Below are 17,754 nucleotides of genomic sequence, written 5' to 3' on the forward strand. Positions count from 1 at the left end.
CGGGCTATGTTTGAATATATATATGCGCATAGCGAAAAAAAAAAAAAAATGAGCTATGAATTACAAGTGTCATCACACTAATAATTCATAACTCATAATTCATAACTTAAAAAAATTACCAGCCTTTTACAGCTCCACCTTTAAATTCTTGCTCGGCTGCTTTTTCAACTTCTGGAGATTGAAAAGCTTGTAAAAACTGTTTTACTTTTTCTTCGTTTTTATTGTCTTCACGGCTTACTACCAAATTCACATAAGGTGAATCTTTATCTTCAACAAACAAAGCGTCACGAGAAGGAACCAATCCAGCTGCAGAAGCAAAAGTATTGTTGATAATCGCGATAGAAACATTTTGGTCGTCTAAAGCTCTTGGCAATTGAGGCGCTTCTAATTCTAAAATTTTTAAGTTTTTAGGATTGCTTACAATGTCTGTTACTTTTGGCAACAAACCAACGCCGTCTTTTAGTTTCAATAATCCGTTTTTCTGTAAAAGCAATAACGAACGTCCGCCGTTTGTTGGATCATTTGGAATAATAATCGTGCTTTCGTTTTTCAATTCAGAAAGGCTTTTTATTTTTTTAGAATAACCAGCAATCGGGTATACAAATGTATTTCCGATAATAGCCAATTTGTAACCTCTTTGTTTAGACTGCTCATCTAAATATGGTTTGTGCTGAAAAGCATTTGCGTCAATATCGCCTTGGCTTAAAGCTTCATTTGGAATTACATAATCGTTGAAAGAAACCAATTCTACTTCCAATCCGAATTTTTCTTTTGCCACTTTTTTAGCTGCTTCAGCCACTTTCAATTCTGGTCCAGAAGCAACTCCCACTTTTATAAAATGAGGATCATTATTTTTTTTGTTTCCGCAATTAACCAAAACAAAAGACAAAGCAAATATCCCGGCAGTTTTTAAAATATTTAATTTCATGATTGTTCTATTTTTTAATTTTTAATTCTAAATTTTTAATTTGATTATCTATGATCAAATCGTTTTGATAATCTGTCTCCAGCAAACTGAATCGCAAATACCAAGATGACCAATAAAGCCAAAACCGAATTCATTGTCACGGCATCGTAACCAATATATCCGTATTGATAACCAACTTGTCCTAATCCGCCTGCTCCAACAGCTCCGCCCATTGCAGAATAACCTACAAGTGTGATTAAAGTAATCGACGCTGCATTGATTAAAGAAGGGAGAGCTTCTGGCAATAATACTTTATACACAATTTGTAAAGGAGTTGCTCCTAATGCTCTTGCTGCTTCGATTAATCCAGACGGAAGGCTCAGCAAACTATTTTCTACCAAACGCGCAATAAATGGCGCTGCTCCAATACTCAACGGAACCAAAGCCGCACTAACACCAATTGAAGTTCCAACAATGGCGCGTGTAAACGGAATCATCCAAACGATCAAAATAATAAACGGAATAGAACGAAAAACGTTCACTACAACCGATAATGTTCTATTTAAAACAGGCTGTTCCAGAATTTGATTTTTACGGGTTAAGAACAGTAAAATTCCTGTTGGCAATCCTAATAAAAAACCAAAAAAGCCCGATACAAAAGTCATAACAATGGTTTCCCATGTTCCTTTTAACAATAAATCTATAAGAGAATCAGACATAACCTAAAATTTCTGTTTTAATGTGTTTTGAATTAAAATATTGAATTGCTGCGTCATAATTTTCGCGTTTTCCTGAAAGTTCAATCAGCATTACACCAAAATTCACTTCGCCAGCCTGATCCATTTGTGCGCTAACAATTTTAAAATCGGTATCAAAAAGTCTTGAAACTTCTGAGATAACTGGTTCATTAACTGATTTTCCTGTCATTTCCAGTTTCAATAACGGATTCAAGCTTCCATTATCTTGCTTTTGTAATTTTTCCTGATAAACAGACGGAATTTCGATATGAAGTGAAGAAGAAATAAACTCTTTTGTCAATTCATGTTTCGGGTCTGCGAAAATTTCTCCAACACTTCCCTGCTCTATTAATTTACCATGACTGATTACCGCCACTTCATCGCAAATCGATTTTACAACTTCCATTTGGTGCGTGATTAACAAAACAGTTATATTAAGACGTTTGTTAATGTCTTTCAATAAATTTAAAATCGACCTTGTTGTTGCTGGATCAAGTGCGCTTGTCGCTTCATCACAAAGCAAAACTTTCGGATTATTAGCCAAAGTTCTTGCAATGGCAACTCTCTGTTTTTGTCCTCCCGAAAGACTTGCTGGATAATCGTTGGCTTTTTCAGCCAAACCAACCAATTGCAATAATTCTAAAACACGAGTTTTGATTTCATTTTTTGACGTTCCAGCCAATTCTAATGGAAAAGCAACATTTTCGAAAACCGTTCTCGAAGAAAGTAAGTTGAAATGCTGAAAAATCATTCCGATTTGTCTTCTTTCAATTGCCAGTTCTGCATTTGATAATTGCATCAAAGCTTTTCCATCAACAATGATTTCTCCAGAAGTTGGTCTTTCCAACAAATTCACACAACGAATCAGTGTACTTTTTCCTGCTCCAGAGGTTCCAATTACACCAAAAATTTTCCCTTCAGGAACTCTAAGCGAGACATCGGACAAAGCAGAAACGATTCTGTCTTTCTGATGAAAAGTTTTGGTTACATTTTTTAATTCAATCATTTTTAAAAGTTTAAAAACAAAAAAGCCTTTCAACTATTTATGAAAGGCTTTTTTGAAATAAATAACATTATTTTATATATAAGCCAGATCAACAAATACCATAATAGCATCACAGCACATCATGCTGCAACGATAATAATTATTCATTTTCTGGTTCTCTTTGTTCATAGCGAGTGCAAATTTAAATAGTTATTTTCAATTTTAACGCATAAATCGTTAAAACTTTTATTAACCTATCAATTTAGTAGGTTATTTTAAAATCTAATCTTGAAAATTGAAAATTCCAAGTTTTATTTTCAATTCATAAAAAATTCCAAATTCCAATTTGAAGTTTTCATTTTGGAATTTGGAATTTATCATTAGATTCCGAAATCGGAACTTAAATACTAATTATTCTGTTCTGAAATCGTTGACTTATTTAGTTTTATAACTCTAATTTTTTTATTTGTATTATCAGATAAAAAAATGCGGTCGTCAAGTTGTGCAGTTCCTAAAATTGCTCCAAAAGCATTTTGCCCTAAAATATCAGAAGCACTTAAAACTGCTTTGTAATTCATTTTAATAAACTCTACTTTAGGGTATAATTTTAAATAAGACGCACTTCCAACATTTTCTGACGTTACAGCCCAATCTTTACTAAAAGATACTGCAATTGGTTTTATATCTACAAATTGAACTAATTCTGGTTCGATAGGAGTTGTCAGTGAGTTTGTAGCATTCTTTTTAATATTGGCAATATTATAATACAGATAACTTTTAGCATCTCTTCCTGCTACAACCAGATTTCCTCCGTAAACATCAAGTGAATAAATTTCTGTGTAGCCTTTTAATGTATTTAATTTAGCAATTGGCTTTAAATCCCAAGTACTTGTTTCTGTAATTTGAGTAGCGTCAAGCACTTTTATACTATTTTCTTTTTCTTTTACAAATACCAATCCGTCTTTTGCAACAACTCCAAAAACGTGTACAAAAGTCTGCCACCACTGGCCATTTCCAACGGTACTGATTCCAGCATTTGTTATTTCATCAAAAACAAACAATCGCGATTCGGTACTTCCAACATAAATTCGGCCATTATCTACACTAACCGATGTTAAGCTCGTTAGCGGAATTGTAGTGGTACCTTTTGTATATTCTTTAATTGTTTTAATATGTTCAAGGGTTAATGCATTAAAAATTTCTAAAACATTTCCGTTTATGACATATAATTTTTCGTTTGATATTGTAATTCCTTTTGGATCAAAAGCTTCTGTACTTCCTGGAATATTTGCGTTGGTGATAGAAGCCTCATCAGTTGGATAAAAATAAGTATAATCTTTTGTGGCAACATTATCATCTTTACTGCAATTTGTAAAAAAACAAAGTACAAGAATAAGCGGTAAAATATGTTTCATGAATGATTTATTGTTTAGTTCCATTTTCCTTCACCTTTATATTTCAGTAAAAATGGATTTTTAGGATTAATAGTAAATACTGGTTTTTTATAAGTTCCTGTTACATAACTTGTTTTTGCATAGGTTTTTAATACCTCTGGATCTGTAAAAGGAAGATCATTTAAATAAATTAAATATTTATAAAAATGAGTCAGCATTTCTTGTTGTCCTCCGCCTTCGCCACTATTGGCTAAATTACTGCTGTGGCTGAAACCAATATGGTGCGAATATTCATGCGACCAAACTGACATTTCTCCAACCCAATGTCCTGTTACATATCCTGATTCCCATTGCGATGCCAGATTTCCTCCGCCCCAAGCAGAATCTCCGCCTACCATTGCCATCCAAACGGTTCTTTTATCTAGATAATTCCAATATATTTTTTCGATTTCTTCTTTAGAATAATAATCATAAACACCATCGACATCATCAGCATTTCCGTGCCAGTTCAAAGCGCCGTTTATTTCCGTTCCTGCTGCAGTTGCCTGTTCTTGCTTGTATCTATCAAAATTGATAAAAGTGTCATAATACAAAGGATGGCTCAAAGCATAAGAATAATTGATGATCATGGTTATTGCTTCTTTTGCCAAAGCTGGATTCATCGGAAGAAATTTACCATATTCATTAATGTGATAGCCATCATGAAACTGAACTAAATGTGTTGATTTTATTTTTTTGAATTTTTGAAATAAAGGATCATCTGATTCAACAGAAAATTCTATTGCTCCTGAAGAGAAACCTTCAATTTTATCAATCGTTACGGTATTTCCTGTTTCCAACAAATAATCGTTTTTCTGCTCTGTTAAAGGCAATTTATGAAACGAACGATGAAAAGCTGGAACTTCTGAAAAACTGTAAATTAAAAATCGCTTATCATAATTAGGCAGTTTTGCATACACTTTCACATTTGTTAATCCGACTGGAGAATAAAGCGAAATTTGTACCGAATCTTTTCCTTTTTGAATAACTTGAAACGGTTCATTTACTCTAAACCAGCGATCAGCTTTATTGTACATTATTGAAGGATCTTCATCGTCTTCAAACATAGTCATTGGATGATTTCCGTCTGGCAAAGCTGTGGCATCAATGCTTGGCAGATAATTTGGCTGGTACGAATCGCTATCGTCACTACAGCCTAAAATTATACTTGAAAAAAGAGCAAGTAAAAAATAGTGAGTGTTTTTTCTCATTGTTAAGTAAGTAGATTTGGGGTTAATTACGGTGCAAAACTATCAATATGCTTTTTAAAAACAAGCATATTGAAAGAAAAGTATTAAACCTAAATATATCCAAAGTAAGTTTTCCTTAACAGAAACTATACTTAACAATCATATTTTAAAGCTTTATAAGGTTAAATCTAAAGTCTCAATTTTAGATAAATCAGAATTGAATTGAACAAAACTTGCAGGAAAACCAGATTTAATTTTTCCGAATTTATTTTCCATACCAATTGCTGCGGCTACTCTTGTCGTTGCCATTTTTATAGCTTCATCTACAGAAACATTTAAATGATTATAAGCATTTTGCACTGCTTCTGTCATTGAAATTGTTGCTCCTGCCAGATTTCCGTCTTCATTTCTGTAGAAACCATCAACTAAATGAGCATCAAAATTATCCCATTTGAAATTGGCAACTTTTCGTCCTAAAAATGTAGCATCGCTGATTAAGAAGAATTTTTCTTGTTTTAACTTAAAGGCAATTTTTGCCGCCGCATAATCACAATGCATTCCGTCTAAAATTACTGGAGCATAAACTTTTTCATTTTCAAAAACAGCTCCAACTAAACCTGGTTCGCGATGTCCAAATTGTGTCATTGCATTAAATAAATGCGTTACAAGGTTTATTCCTTTCGAAAAATAGTATTTTGCTTCTTTGTGTGTTATCGTCGAATGTCCGATAGAAATTGTTATTCCACTCTCGATCAGCATATTCAATTGTTCTTCAGTGAAACATTCTGGAGCAATTGTAATCACTTTTATAACGTCCTTTCCTTTGTTGATGATTTCTTGAAGTTCCTCATCAGTAGGTTTTCGAACTTGATCAATGCTGTGCGCACCACGTCTTTCTGGATTTAAAAATGGCCCTTCCAAATGCATCCCGATTACGCCATTATTGTGCTTTTTCATATAATCGCGAACAGCTTCGATTCCTTGAAGAATAGTTTCTCGAGAAGACGAAATCAAACAAGGTAAAACGTGCGTTGTGCCATATTTCATGCTGGCATCATAAATATCCTGAATAGTCTCTTCATTTGGAGTCTGGCTGAAATAATACTTTTCTCCGCCATTAATCTGAATGTCTATAAATCCTGCCGACAGATGATTTCCCTTCAAATCAATTGTTTGAATGTCGTTTGGAATTTCTTTCTGCACAGAAACAATAATTCCGTTCTCTACAATAACAACTCCATTTTCTATTATTTCTTCACCTGTGTGTACAACAGCATTTATAATCGCTTGTTTCATTTTGTTTATTTCTTATAACATTTCAAAGTTAAATATTATAAGTTTTAAGCAAAATAAACTCATTTAAAATCGCCAGAAATAATTTGGTTAATCTGCACCGCCATCGACACTGTCAAATGTTTCTCGCTCCTTAGGTTTTACACTGTATTTAACTGAAACCATTGGTCCGTAATAAACATCAAACTGAGATCCGTTTGTTCGCAACTGCATCTGACCTATAATGCCTGCCAAAAAATGAATATTCGGTGTAATTCCAGCAGTATAATAAACCGATAATCTGAAAATATCAAAATGTTCTTCGGCATAATCTTTTGAAGCAAACTTCAGCATCAATTCTGTATAATAACCAATATTCGGTGCCAGAAAAATTGGCTTTTCTTTACTCTGTCTTAAATAATGATTGACTCCAAAACGTGCTCTTAATCTTGGAATCGTCTGAGGGTTGCCATTTCTGTCATCAAAAAACTTGGTTTCGAACCGCACTTGTTCAAAAAGAGAACCTTTAGGCATTTCTTGGGTATAAGTTCCCATAACGATAAGTCTATTTTCTAAGGTTTTATAATTGCCTGCTTCTTCAATGGCATATTTCTGGTTGTGGGCATATCCTAACCAAAGCTTCATATTTTTAAGCCCAGAATAAATAATCCAAGGTCTTATGACTTTACGCTGTGTATATTCAAAAGGATTTCCATTTGTGTAAGCGCCTTGGGTAACAAGCTGTAAATCTGCCTGACCGCTCAAATGCCATTTTTCTATTAACGGAAACGCAACATCAACTTCGCTTATAGATGCTGGAATAAACCCCATTGTGTAAGGAGCATCTTGAGCTTTTAATACTTGAGACAGAATGATGCAACAGAATAAAAAGAAACTCTTTTTTAATAAACTCATAATCAGTCAATATTAAATTACACGGCTGCGAAATAAGAAAGTCTATCAAATTTAAATAAAGAAGTTTTTAACTTTTTGAAAAAGCGGTTTCATGTTATAATTTGAAACCGCTTTTTTAAACATTTCTTCAAAACAAAAAAGCTTTAGAAAATAATCTAAAGCTTTTTTTTAATTTAAATTCTGAAAACTAATATAATGCAGACAGGTACAGACTACATATTTTTTTTTAATCTGGATTTGCCAGTATTTTATACAATTCGGCATTCGACAGATAGAATTGATTCTCTAAACTTATTTGCGACAATTTTGCGCTAACCAAATTATTTTCTCTTGAATTGATTAAGAAAATCGAACTTTCTCCAAAAGAGAATAATTTTTCTTCTGAATTTAGCATTGTCATATAATCTTTTACGAGATTATCGATTACTATTTTCTGTTTTCTTAACGAAGCAATTTCTGTTTGTTGCGCTTTGATTTTATTTTTAAGTTCCAAGCGCTGCTGACCAATATCAAACTGCATATCCTGAATTTTCAGTTTTGCCATTTTTAAACTTCCTCGTTCTTTTCTTAAGAAAATAGGGAAACTAAAATCGATATTAAACTTATAATCATCTGCATTGAAATTATTCCAGTAATTGGGTTCTGAGATGTAGTTATACCCCACATTTATTTTAGGAAGCAATGCATTAGCTTTCAGCTGACGGTTTACTTCTAGAATATCCATTTTCGTTTCCAGAGACTGAATTTTTGGGTGTGAGTCTAACGATTCAACATCAACCATCATAGCATCCGTCTTTAAAGTCTCTTCTATGGTCTGAATTAAATTTTGCTCTGGTTTAACCAAATCTCCTAATTCAACTGGAACATTTTCAATCCATAAAAAATTAGCCAGTTTAAGTTTTGCTTTAGCTAATTTTAAATTTCCATTTTCAACATTCAGCTCTCTGTTCCGCACCGTAATTTTAGCTTCAACGCTGTCAATCGCTGGTGCATCTCCCTCTTTGATTAGTTTCTTGACTCCTTCAAAACGAGTGCTCGCAAAACCTAAATAATTTTTATATAATTCTGCTTCGTTATAGCTTTTTCTCCATTCAAAATAAGCTTCACTTGCTTGATATAAAATTTCAATCGCTCTTAGTTTACGCTGTGCATCACTCAGTTTAACCTGAAGTTTTCCTTCGCGAACATCGGCCATTCTTTGATTGATAAACATTCCCTGTCCCAAAGCAACGTTAATTCCTAGCGAAGTTAAACCTGCTTCTGGAGTTTTGTTCTGCGGGTTGTAATATTCACCACTCGTATCGTCAAAACCTGCTTTAATCTCGACTCCGTACCAAGTCGGAATTTTGAAACTGCTGTTTAATAGCGAATAATATTCTGTGCCTTTAAATTCTTTCTTATTGTAATCTACTTCAAGTTTTGGATCAAATCCGCCTCTTGCCATCATCAGCTTTGCTTGAGCGTTTGTCACTTCAAGATTAGCTTGTTTTACCAATGGATGATACTTTTTTACATATCCCAAAAACTCGATAAAAGTAAGTTCCTCTTGATTAAAATTCTGACTTTGCAGCGTAGAAATACAAAATAGCATTAAGAAAGAAAACAGTTTTACTAGATTTCTCATTTTACTTTTTCTCCTTTCCTTTTTCTTCTTTTTCTCCTGAGTTATAATAATTTGGTGGGAAACCATTCAAGTTTCGCCAAATCTCGTACCATACCGAAACGGTTTCTAGCAATGCAATACTTTGCGCACCAGCACCAATACTAAGCTCTTTTGGCCAGTGACGATCTTCTCCATCTGGTGAAACTAAAATTCTGTATTTTCCATTCGGGCTTATAAAGTTTTCTATGGCTACAACTTTACCTCCGTAAGTTCCATAAGATAATCCAGGCCATCCAGAAAATACAATTCTAGGCCATCCGTCAAACCAAACACGAACTTTTGCACCACGGTGGACAAGCGGTAAATCGATTGGATCTACATAAGTTTCTACCGCAATATCATATTTAGCTGGCATAATGCTTACTACAGGAGTTCCTTCTTTGATGGTTTCTCCAAGACCAGCCAGTAATGCACGGTTTACGTAACCGCTTTGTGGCGCTGTAATATAATACAAACCATTTCTTAATCTGTAATTAGTATATTGGTTTTCCAATTTATTTACCTGAGCTTCTGTATCGTATTGCGTACTTAAAGCGGTAAACTTATCACTTCTAGATTTAGATATTTTTTCAGCATATTCTGCAGAAATTCTATTGATTTCTACTTTTGCATTAATCAATTCGTTTCTGCTACTCAATAATTTATTTTCCTGAGTGATGATGTATGCTTCAGATTCCTGAAGTTTTAATCTTTTCTGCTCGACATCAGTCATTGGTTTAAGACCTTCTTTGTTTAAGGCAGTTGAACGGTCAAATTGCGTTTTAGCAATTCTCAATTGTGTTCTAACCGCAACAAGATCCATACTGTCACTTTTTATTTTCAGCTGTGCCTGACGAATTTTATTCTGAGCCTGCTGCAGCTTCAATTGTTTTTCTGTACTAAGCGATTGTGCCTGAACATCAAGCGAATTTACTTTATCACTGTACGATTCCACTGCCATCTTTTTGGCATCAACCTGTTGTTTGGTGTTTCCAACCAAATTTGGATCTAAGTAATCTTCTTTGATCTCCGAAATAAAAAGAATCGTATCTCCTTTTTTTACATAATCACCTTCTTTTACAAACCATTTTTCAATTCGTCCTGCAATTGCATTATGAACCGTTTGAGGTCTTTGATCTGGTTTTAAAGTTGTTACAGAACCACTACCTGAAATATTTTGTGTCCACGGCAGAAAAAGGCATAAGACAGCAAAAATCAAAAATCCGATTATGACTCTATTTAAAATTTTATAATGAGGTCTTCGGGCAACGCTTGTAATCGATTTATATTTGCCCGGCGTTATAAGTACGTTATTATCTTTAGATATATTGAGCATGATTAAAGCTTTATGTCGTTAATAATTTTTCCGTCATCAATCGTGATCATACGACTGCATTTGCTTTTCCAAATATCATTTTTAGAAGTTACAATAACAGTCCAGTCATTTTCTTCAGAAAGTAAAAAATCAACAATTTTACTCGAAGTCAATTCGTCCATTTTATCAACTGGATCTTCTAAGAATAAGATATTTGGCTTACCAACAATACTTCTAGCCAAAAGAATTTTTTGAACATCAGAAGCAGAAAGTTCACGTCCTCCGGGATGAATTTGATTTTCCAACCCGTTCTCGAAAGTTTTAATGTACGGTGTAAGACCAACATTATCTAAAGCCCATTTTAAATCATCGCTGTTCAATTCTTCATTTCCAAAAACAATATTCTCGCGAATTGTTCCTGCAAAAAGTGTATCGCCTTGCAAATATGTTCCTGCCTGCGCTCTATAAGTGTCTTCGTTAAGACGGTTCATATAATTATCGGTCACATACATTGCTCCGCTTTCTGGTTCTAAAACACCCGAAAGTAGTCTCAATAAGGTACTTTTTCCTGCACCGTTTGTTCCCGTAAGAATAATTTTTTCTCCTTGAGAGATTTTTAAATTGATATTCTTCAGCGATTTTTTGTTGTGTTCTGGATAATTGTAATTGATGCTTTCGGTTTCGATATTGATCCCTTTTTCAGTTTTATCTGAAGTTTGAGGAATGCATGAAATTTCCATATCAGTCACCTGACCGATTTTTTCAACAGAAGTCAATACATCGTAGAAAGACTCTAATCCGAAGATGATTTTTTCTACGGAGTTGATTAATAATACAATTACGATTTCAGCTGCTACGAACTGCCCTATGTTCATTTGGTGGTGAATTACCAGAAAACCACCGATCGATAATAAGGCAGCAGTAACAATTACCTTAAAAATAGTAAGCTGAATGTATTGTTTCTTCATTACCTGAAAGTGCTTTTCACGGTAATTTATATAGTTGCTTGCATATTTGTCATTTCTTCCCAAAGCGTATTCAAAAGCTCCTTTTCTGCGAAAACTTTCTCTGTTTCTCGCAATTTCCTGAAGCCACGCCGCAACTTTATATTTAAATTTTGATTCGTTCAAACTGGTTTCTAAACCGTCTTTATACGAAAACTTAAAAATGACATATAAAATGACTATAAATAAAAGTCCGATTACCATAAAGAAAGAATGGTAAAGAACCAATAAAATAATCCCCAGACCAACTTGAAGAAATGCTGTACAAAAATCTAGTAAAAGTTTTGCTGTTCCTTTTTGCACCATTAAAGTATCGAAAAAACGATTGGCTTTTTCTGGAGCATACTCCGAGTACATTTCTTTAAATTTAATTAAAGGCATCCTATAAGCAAATTCGAAAGAAGAACGAACGAAAATTCGCTGTTGCAGATTCTCTACAATACGAAGCTGTAAAATCGTTAAAACTCCTCCAAAACCAACTCCAACCGTAACCAGAATTACAAGAATGATCCAAGAAACGCTTAGCTGACCGCTTTGAATAAAATTAATAATAGCTTGGATTCCCAAAGGCAGAGAAAGATTTACTAACCCTGCAAAAGCAGCATAGAAGATAATTTGATATACATCGCGCTTATCAAGCTGCAATAAGTTATAAAAACGTTTAAATGGTGTCATGAATTTAAGTATAAATACAAGATTATTACATAGAATAAATATACGGCAAAAACCGTATTCAGGACGAAGATTTTTTATCCTAATCCTTAAAAAACAAGTATTTATGAATTAACCCGAGGAGGCGGTATGTCTATTTTACCATGAAAACCAAAAGAGAATATTGTATTGTCAATATATTTTTTCGCTTGTGATTCTATTAAAAAATAAAAATTAGGCATAAGTGATTCTGATGAAATCAAATATTCCATTAAAGGAATTCCTTTTGCTAATTTGGCTGTTTTGGTATCTTTTGTTTTGTAATCGTCCAATTCTTCTGGAATTCCGTCACATTTGAAGATTTTTTTTAGAAAATTACACGTAATCCCTTTTACGGTATAGGTTTCTGCGTTTGCATTGATGATTCTACCTACACTATTTGAGATGTTTAAACTGCTAATAAGAAAATAGCCGACCAGCAACGCCTGAAGGCATTTACATAAAAAGCTATTTCTAATTTTATTCAACATACTCTAAAAAAGGCTCAAAGTTTAATCAAATCACAATTAATTTAATTCAAAATCTCAGTGATTTAAGGCGTTTATTATCATTTTTCTGAGCGCGCAATTTAGAGCCATTTTTTTTGGAGAACATTAAAATAACATTAGAATTTAGAATCATTCAAACTTTAAAATTATATTAACAAGGCTTTCTTACAGACTCGGAATTATGTAACGCACAATTGCAATTCTATAACTCGTACCGTTTTTGGCGTTTTACTTTTGGTACTCGAAAAATTTGACAAAGTATAATAAAGAAATATAAAGTGTTACCTATTAAAGAAACTCCATTTATAAACGATTTAATACAGAATCAAGATATGACTTACGCACAAAATGATTTGACCCGATTTCTAGACGCTCAAAATAAACTGTACTTAACTGCTTTTTCTGAAATTAAAAAAGGTAAAAAAGAAACGCATTGGATGTGGTTTATTTTTCCGCAGATTAAAGGATTAGGGAAAAGTACAATATCAGATTATTATGCTGTAGCAGATTTAAAAGAAGCGACAGAATTTTTAAATCATCCGATTTTATCAAAACATCTAATTGAGATTTCGAAACTTTTGCTGACTTTAAACAAAAAATCAGCGGAAGGAATTTTAGGAGATTTGGGAGCGAAAAAACTACACTCTTCTATGAGTTTATTTGTTCAGGTACAAAATGCGCATCCTGTGTTTCAACAAGTTTTGGATACATTTTTCTTTGGACATTTGGATCAACTCACTTTAAATTTTACTCAAAAAATTACTGTTGTGCCAGACACAGTATTACTTTCTTGATATTCTTAGGACGAAAAAGGGAATAGCGTAAAAACTATTCCCTTTCGATTTTCTATCTTATATAATGCGTTTCACTTTAACGGATTGGCCTTTACTCCTTCATTGGTCAAAACAACCGGTTTTATAAAACCATTTTCATCAAAAAACATTTCTTCGATGCAAGTTTCTCTTGAATGCATTATTGTTTCGGTCAAAGGTCTTCTGTGATAGACAATATAATATTGCTCTTTGTTTGGTACTTTTATAATCGAATGATGTCCCGCTGCACGAGCAATTTTCGGATCTGATTCTAAAACTTTTCCAATTCTTTTAAAGGGCCCCATTGGAGAATCTGCAATTCCGTAAGCCACACAATAATCGGGACCACCCCAATCTCCTTCAGACCACATGAAATAATATTTATTGTTTTTAATAAACATAAAAGGCCCTTCTGTATAATTATCTGGTGTCATTTCTTTGAAAACTGTTTTATCTTCAAACGGTATAAATCCAGTAAAATCCGATTTTAATTTGGCAATATTACAATGTCTCCAGCCACCGTAAATTAAATAATGCTGACCGTCTTTGTCCTTAAAAACAAATTGATCGATTGGCTGTGCACCGTTAATAATTTTATCTACTAAGGGTTTTCCTAAATAATCTTTATAAGGTCCTTCTGGTTTTGAAGCTACTGCAACTCCTATTCCGCCAGTTTCTCCTTCGTGAATATCATTTGCACCAAAAAACAAAAAATATTTATTTTTATTTTTAATGATCGATGGCGCCCACATTGCGCGTTTCGCCCATTTGACGGCTGTAGTATCTAAAATCTTTGGATGTTTTGTCCAATTCACTAAATCGGGAGAAGAAAAGGCATCAAAAAAAACTTGCTCGTCAAATGGCGCTGAATAAGTTGGATAAACCCAATAAGTTTCTTCAAAAATGATTCCTTCAGGATCTGCATACCATCCTTTAAAAATGGGATTATTTTGAGCATAAGAATGCAAAGAAGTAATAATCAGAAAACTGAAGAGCATCTTTTTCATAGTTTATTTTTTTATTTTAAAAATAACAAAACATTTTAAAGTATTGAATTTGAGCAGAAAATTTTTCCAGAAAAGCTATTTTTGAGAATGAGAACATTACAGAATAAAACTTAATTTTGCAGCAAATTAAACGCTGATGAACCTGAATGATCTTACTGTAATTGATAATGAAAAAATTGCTTTAGACGATTTATTTTTTAGTGCTGAAAATAAAGCTTCTTTGCTTCAAATTATCAAAGAGCATCAATATGTTGACGAATTAAAAAAGTATAATCTTAAAGTTGATAATAAAATTTTACTGCACGGAAGTTCTGGCTGCGGGAAAACGACAACAGCAAAAGCGATTGCCAATACTTTAAATAAAAAAATTATCATAGTCAACCTCAGCACCGTTATCGATTCTAGAATTGGCGAAACTTCTAAAAACTTAAAAGCCATTTTTGATAGAGCAATTCTAGAAAGAGCCGTTTTATTTTTGGATGAATTTGATCAAATTGGAAAAAGCCGAGACAGCGACGATAAAGATGTGGGCGAAATGAGACGTTTGGTAAACACTATAATTCAGCTTTTTGATTATTTCCCTTCTGATAGTTTATTGATCTGCGCAACGAATCATTACGAAATAATAGACAGCGCTTTATTGAGAAGATTTCAGCTTCGTTTGAAATACGAAATGCCTTCAGATAAACAGTTGGATATTTATTATGATAAAATTTTAAGCCAATTTCCAGAGCAATTTCAAAACATCGAAAGGCATTATTCAATTTCTTATGCCGAAACCTTAGATTACATAAATACAACAATGAAAAAGCAGATTATTGCTGCTTTAGATATTCAACAATAATCAAAAAACCCGCTGTAAAATACAGCGGGTTTTCATTTGGCGGAGTTTTATATAAAATAGAATGAATATTATAATCCTCTTGTCAGCCATCCTTTTTTGTTTGCAGTTGCAATCGCATAAGGCGCAATCCAGAACAAACTAAAAGTGTAGAAAACACTGTAAGAATAAGCCCAGAAAGACTCTGACAAATTGTATCTTTTTGCGTAAAATAGCATTGAAAATGTTGAGAAAATTAAAATCGCTGCTAATGTTGAACTTAAAAATAAGATTGGGTGAACTGCAATAAAGTATAACATAAAAAGAAGAAACGGATATGTCATTGCAATCTTAAAAAATTGGTTTAAGAATAACATTCTAGCTCCAAATTTTGATCCTTTTCTAAAATCTGTAAAAACAAATTTTGCCATCATAAGATTTTCACGAACGTTACTTCTCGCCCATCTGATAAACATTTTGTATAAACCTTTATATTCTTCAGGAACATTCGTTAATACTACTGCATTTTTTTGAAATTTAACTTCGAAACCTTGTTTCAAAATCATATTTGTTAAAGCGCGATCTTCTCCAATATCCGACGGTTCGCCCATAAATGTCTGATTGATCCATTCTGGAAGACAGTTGAAAACTGCATCTCTTCTGTAAGCTGCCAATGCACCTGGTGTACATAATACTGAACCTAATTCGCTTTCAGCAGAACGTTGGTATTCAAAGCTCATAACGAAACTCACATTAAGCATTTTTGGTAAAACTGCCGATTTATTGTTTAAAACCTGAACGTTTCCAGCAACTGCTCCACATTTTTTGTTTACCACAAACGGACTAACTAAGTTTCTTAAAGTATCTTTTTTCACAATAGAATCGCTGTCTACCGTTACAAAGATTTCTCCCGTTCCTAATTTAAAACCTCTGTAAAGAGCTTGACGTTTCCCTTGATTTTTAGGCTGTTGAAAAATCGTAACACGATCTCCTAATTTTGCTTTTGCTTCTTGCATCCAATACCAGGTATCATCTTTACTTCCATCGTCAATTGCTAAAAGCTGTAATTTTTCTGCTGGATAATCACTTTCTGCAAGGCTTAATAAAGTGTCCCAAACTAATTTTCCTTCATTGTATGCCGGAACGATAATCGTACAAGTTGGCAATAAATCGTCTGATACAGATTCGATTGGTTTATATCTTAAATACAAATAAGAGCTGTACAAGAAAACTCCCGTTTGATAGAAGAATAAAATTGTTGTGAGGATTAAAAATGGTAATCCCCAAGTTGAAGCGATTCTTTCAAAATGAAATTGTTCAAAATCGTCTTGAAATTGAAATACTAAATACACACCCGAAAGCATCAATAAAAATGTGGCAACAAGAATTGCTAATCCAAATGGACTTGATGGTCTTTCTACATGTACTTTTTGTGATTTTTCGTTGGTTCTGAAAAATGAACCTGTTAATGTTTTTTCGCTGATAGCTGAACTATTGTTCGCATAAAATTGTTCTGAGATAATTGTTTCGCTTTCCATGCTTATACTCCTTTTTTTAATTTCCTTAATTTGGCTTTTAGTAAAATCTTTCTTTTCTGATTTATTTGCTTCTCATTTTTTCGAGAAACAATAAAAAAACAAACACATCAAAGATTTGACATAAACACAATTTGCAAGCGGCGTGCCAACACGTCTTTATACTGGCATAGAGCTATTTATAAAAAATAAAACAAAAAAGAGTGTGTAATTATTTTACACTTTACGGATACAGTAAACACTAAAATGGTAAAATTTTGGATTGAAAAGTGAGATTTTAAAAGGCTTTCAGAAGGTTTATAATTTCTATTTTTAAAAGAAAACCAAATCTCAAAAATAGTTTTGCACTATAAAAGGTAAGAATAAATTAAACGCAATTTTTAGCAGAAAATTGCATTTGAGTGTGAAAAACATATTTATATTCTATTTTTTTGTGTTTAAAAAAACATTCTTCACAAAAAAGCAGAAAATCTTACGGAAAAAAGTTAAATTTAACCAAACAAACTTAACCCTAAATTGAGGAGACTACAATATGAATAAGGAGCATTACAATCTTTTATTGGCTGACGACGACGAAGATGACTGCCTTTTCTTTAAAGAAGCTCTCGATGAAATAGCTGTCAGCACTAATCTTTCTATGGTTCACGATGGAGTACAATTGATGGATTATCTCAAAATAAATATTTCAAATCTTCCAGATGTTATTTTTTTGGATTTAAATATGCCCCGAAAAAACGGTCTTGAATGTCTGGATGAAATTAAGAAAGATGAAAAATTAAACAATCTGCCGATTATAATTTTCTCTACTTCGCTAGACAGCGAAATTGTAAACAATTTATATCAAAACGGTGCTTCTTATTATATTCGAAAACCGGGTGAATTTTCAAAACTAAAAACCGTTATCGAAAAAGCACTAAATGTAGCATCTGAAAATAATTTCAAACAGCCCGAAAGAGCAAAATTTATACTGCAACCTTAATC

16 protein-coding genes are annotated in these 17,754 nt (G+C 33.1%); 3 read left to right on the forward strand and 13 right to left on the reverse strand.

Annotation, left to right across the window (positions count from 1 at the left end):
- Positions 1 to 115: 115 nt before the first annotated feature.
- The 11 genes from metQ to OD917_RS01700 form a co-directional block, all read right to left on the reverse strand.
- A complete protein-coding gene (metQ, locus tag OD917_RS01650) occupies positions 116 to 928 on the reverse strand; it encodes a methionine ABC transporter substrate-binding lipoprotein MetQ (RefSeq protein WP_263521806.1) in 813 nt (270 codons plus the stop codon).
- A 44-nt stretch (positions 929 to 972) separates the two neighbouring features.
- Entirely contained in the window at positions 973 to 1,626 is a 654-nt protein-coding gene (locus OD917_RS01655; RefSeq protein WP_129745425.1) for a methionine ABC transporter permease MetI, read from the reverse strand.
- Positions 1,619 to 2,650: a methionine ABC transporter ATP-binding protein MetN gene (gene metN, locus OD917_RS01660; RefSeq protein ID WP_263521807.1), complete on the reverse strand. Its 1,032-nt coding sequence runs from the start codon at positions 2,648 to 2,650 to the stop codon at positions 1,619 to 1,621. Before metN ends, OD917_RS01655 begins: the two co-directional genes overlap by 8 nt.
- Before the next feature lie 386 nt (positions 2,651 to 3,036).
- Positions 3,037 to 4,068 carry a hypothetical protein gene (locus tag OD917_RS01665; RefSeq protein ID WP_263521808.1) on the reverse strand — a complete coding sequence of 344 codons (1,032 nt, stop codon included), beginning with the start codon at positions 4,066 to 4,068 and terminating at the stop codon, positions 3,037 to 3,039.
- Positions 4,059 to 5,273: a hypothetical protein gene (locus OD917_RS01670; protein ID WP_263521809.1), complete on the reverse strand. Its 1,215-nt coding sequence runs from the start codon at positions 5,271 to 5,273 to the stop codon at positions 4,059 to 4,061. Before OD917_RS01670 ends, OD917_RS01665 begins: the two co-directional genes overlap by 10 nt.
- A gap of 153 nt (positions 5,274 to 5,426) precedes the next feature.
- On the reverse strand, positions 5,427 to 6,548 hold the full coding sequence (nagA, locus tag OD917_RS01675; RefSeq protein ID WP_263521810.1) for an N-acetylglucosamine-6-phosphate deacetylase: 1,122 nt from the start codon (positions 6,546 to 6,548) through the stop codon (positions 5,427 to 5,429).
- An 87-nt stretch (positions 6,549 to 6,635) separates the two neighbouring features.
- Positions 6,636 to 7,439, reverse strand: coding sequence for a DUF2490 domain-containing protein (locus tag OD917_RS01680; protein ID WP_263521811.1), 804 nt, complete (start codon positions 7,437 to 7,439; stop codon positions 6,636 to 6,638).
- A 226-nt stretch (positions 7,440 to 7,665) separates the two neighbouring features.
- Positions 7,666 to 9,063, reverse strand: a complete 1,398-nt coding sequence (locus OD917_RS01685; RefSeq protein ID WP_263521812.1) for a TolC family protein — start codon at positions 9,061 to 9,063, stop codon at positions 7,666 to 7,668.
- Position 9,064: 1 nt separating this feature from the next.
- The gene (locus OD917_RS01690) at positions 9,065 to 10,417 is read right to left on the reverse strand and encodes an HlyD family secretion protein (protein WP_263521813.1); all 1,353 of its coding nucleotides are present in this window, start codon (positions 10,415 to 10,417) and stop codon (positions 9,065 to 9,067) included.
- Between the two features lie 2 nt (positions 10,418 to 10,419).
- Positions 10,420 to 12,075 (reverse strand): peptidase domain-containing ABC transporter, encoded by a 1,656-nt coding sequence (locus OD917_RS01695; RefSeq protein ID WP_263521814.1) that lies wholly within the window; start codon positions 12,073 to 12,075, stop codon positions 10,420 to 10,422.
- 101 nt (positions 12,076 to 12,176) lie between these two features.
- Positions 12,177 to 12,581, reverse strand: coding sequence for a hypothetical protein (locus OD917_RS01700; protein ID WP_263521815.1), 405 nt, complete (start codon positions 12,579 to 12,581; stop codon positions 12,177 to 12,179).
- Between the two features lie 350 nt (positions 12,582 to 12,931).
- On the opposite strand from OD917_RS01700, the gene OD917_RS01705 reads away from it, so the two are divergent.
- Positions 12,932 to 13,393: a DUF1810 domain-containing protein gene (locus tag OD917_RS01705; RefSeq protein ID WP_263522046.1), complete on the forward strand. Its 462-nt coding sequence runs from the start codon at positions 12,932 to 12,934 to the stop codon at positions 13,391 to 13,393.
- A 71-nt stretch (positions 13,394 to 13,464) separates the two neighbouring features.
- On the opposite strand, the gene OD917_RS01710 is transcribed toward OD917_RS01705, so the two are convergent.
- Positions 13,465 to 14,418 carry a glycoside hydrolase family 43 protein gene (locus OD917_RS01710; protein ID WP_263521816.1) on the reverse strand — a complete coding sequence of 318 codons (954 nt, stop codon included), beginning with the start codon at positions 14,416 to 14,418 and terminating at the stop codon, positions 13,465 to 13,467.
- Between the two features lie 136 nt (positions 14,419 to 14,554).
- Between OD917_RS01710 and OD917_RS01715 the strand changes: the two genes are divergently transcribed.
- Positions 14,555 to 15,262 carry an AAA family ATPase gene (locus OD917_RS01715; protein ID WP_263521817.1) on the forward strand — a complete coding sequence of 236 codons (708 nt, stop codon included), beginning with the start codon at positions 14,555 to 14,557 and terminating at the stop codon, positions 15,260 to 15,262.
- Positions 15,263 to 15,330: 68 nt separating this feature from the next.
- Here the strand turns inward: OD917_RS01715 and OD917_RS01720 are convergent, their stop codons facing one another.
- Positions 15,331 to 16,776, reverse strand: a complete 1,446-nt coding sequence (locus tag OD917_RS01720; RefSeq protein ID WP_263521818.1) for a glycosyltransferase — start codon at positions 16,774 to 16,776, stop codon at positions 15,331 to 15,333.
- Positions 16,777 to 17,305: 529 nt separating this feature from the next.
- Here OD917_RS01720 and OD917_RS01725 point away from each other — a divergent pair.
- On the forward strand, positions 17,306 to 17,752 hold the full coding sequence (locus OD917_RS01725; RefSeq protein ID WP_263521819.1) for a response regulator: 447 nt from the start codon (positions 17,306 to 17,308) through the stop codon (positions 17,750 to 17,752).
- The last annotated feature ends 2 nt before the right edge of the window (positions 17,753 to 17,754 follow it).

The organism is Flavobacterium sp. SH_e, assembly GCF_025717045.1.
GTDB lineage: Bacteria > Bacteroidota > Bacteroidia > Flavobacteriales > Flavobacteriaceae > Flavobacterium.

What these genes read in the sequence shown, in the direction of transcription:
- metN (WP_263521807.1), bottom strand. Translation starts at nt 2,650, where the DNA reads ATGATTGAATTAAAAAATGTAACCAAAACTTTTCATCAGAAAGACAGA.
- metQ (WP_263521806.1), bottom strand. Translation starts at nt 928, where the DNA reads ATGAAATTAAATATTTTAAAAACTGCCGGGATATTTGCTTTGTCTTTT.
- OD917_RS01700 (WP_263521815.1), bottom strand. Translation starts at nt 12,581, where the DNA reads ATGTTGAATAAAATTAGAAATAGCTTTTTATGTAAATGCCTTCAGGCG.
- OD917_RS01710 (WP_263521816.1), bottom strand. Translation starts at nt 14,418, where the DNA reads ATGAAAAAGATGCTCTTCAGTTTTCTGATTATTACTTCTTTGCATTCT.
- OD917_RS01720 (WP_263521818.1), bottom strand. Translation starts at nt 16,776, where the DNA reads ATGGAAAGCGAAACAATTATCTCAGAACAATTTTATGCGAACAATAGT.
- OD917_RS01670 (WP_263521809.1), bottom strand. Translation starts at nt 5,273, where the DNA reads ATGAGAAAAAACACTCACTATTTTTTACTTGCTCTTTTTTCAAGTATA.
- OD917_RS01680 (WP_263521811.1), bottom strand. Translation starts at nt 7,439, where the DNA reads ATGAGTTTATTAAAAAAGAGTTTCTTTTTATTCTGTTGCATCATTCTG.
- OD917_RS01695 (WP_263521814.1), bottom strand. Translation starts at nt 12,075, where the DNA reads ATGACACCATTTAAACGTTTTTATAACTTATTGCAGCTTGATAAGCGC.
- OD917_RS01715 (WP_263521817.1), top strand. Translation starts at nt 14,555, where the DNA reads ATGAACCTGAATGATCTTACTGTAATTGATAATGAAAAAATTGCTTTA.
- OD917_RS01725 (WP_263521819.1), top strand. Translation starts at nt 17,306, where the DNA reads ATGAATAAGGAGCATTACAATCTTTTATTGGCTGACGACGACGAAGAT.
- OD917_RS01690 (WP_263521813.1), bottom strand. Translation starts at nt 10,417, where the DNA reads ATGCTCAATATATCTAAAGATAATAACGTACTTATAACGCCGGGCAAA.
- OD917_RS01705 (WP_263522046.1), top strand. Translation starts at nt 12,932, where the DNA reads ATGACTTACGCACAAAATGATTTGACCCGATTTCTAGACGCTCAAAAT.
- OD917_RS01655 (WP_129745425.1), bottom strand. Translation starts at nt 1,626, where the DNA reads ATGTCTGATTCTCTTATAGATTTATTGTTAAAAGGAACATGGGAAACC.
- nagA (WP_263521810.1), bottom strand. Translation starts at nt 6,548, where the DNA reads ATGAAACAAGCGATTATAAATGCTGTTGTACACACAGGTGAAGAAATA.
- OD917_RS01665 (WP_263521808.1), bottom strand. Translation starts at nt 4,068, where the DNA reads ATGGAACTAAACAATAAATCATTCATGAAACATATTTTACCGCTTATT.
- OD917_RS01685 (WP_263521812.1), bottom strand. Translation starts at nt 9,063, where the DNA reads ATGAGAAATCTAGTAAAACTGTTTTCTTTCTTAATGCTATTTTGTATT.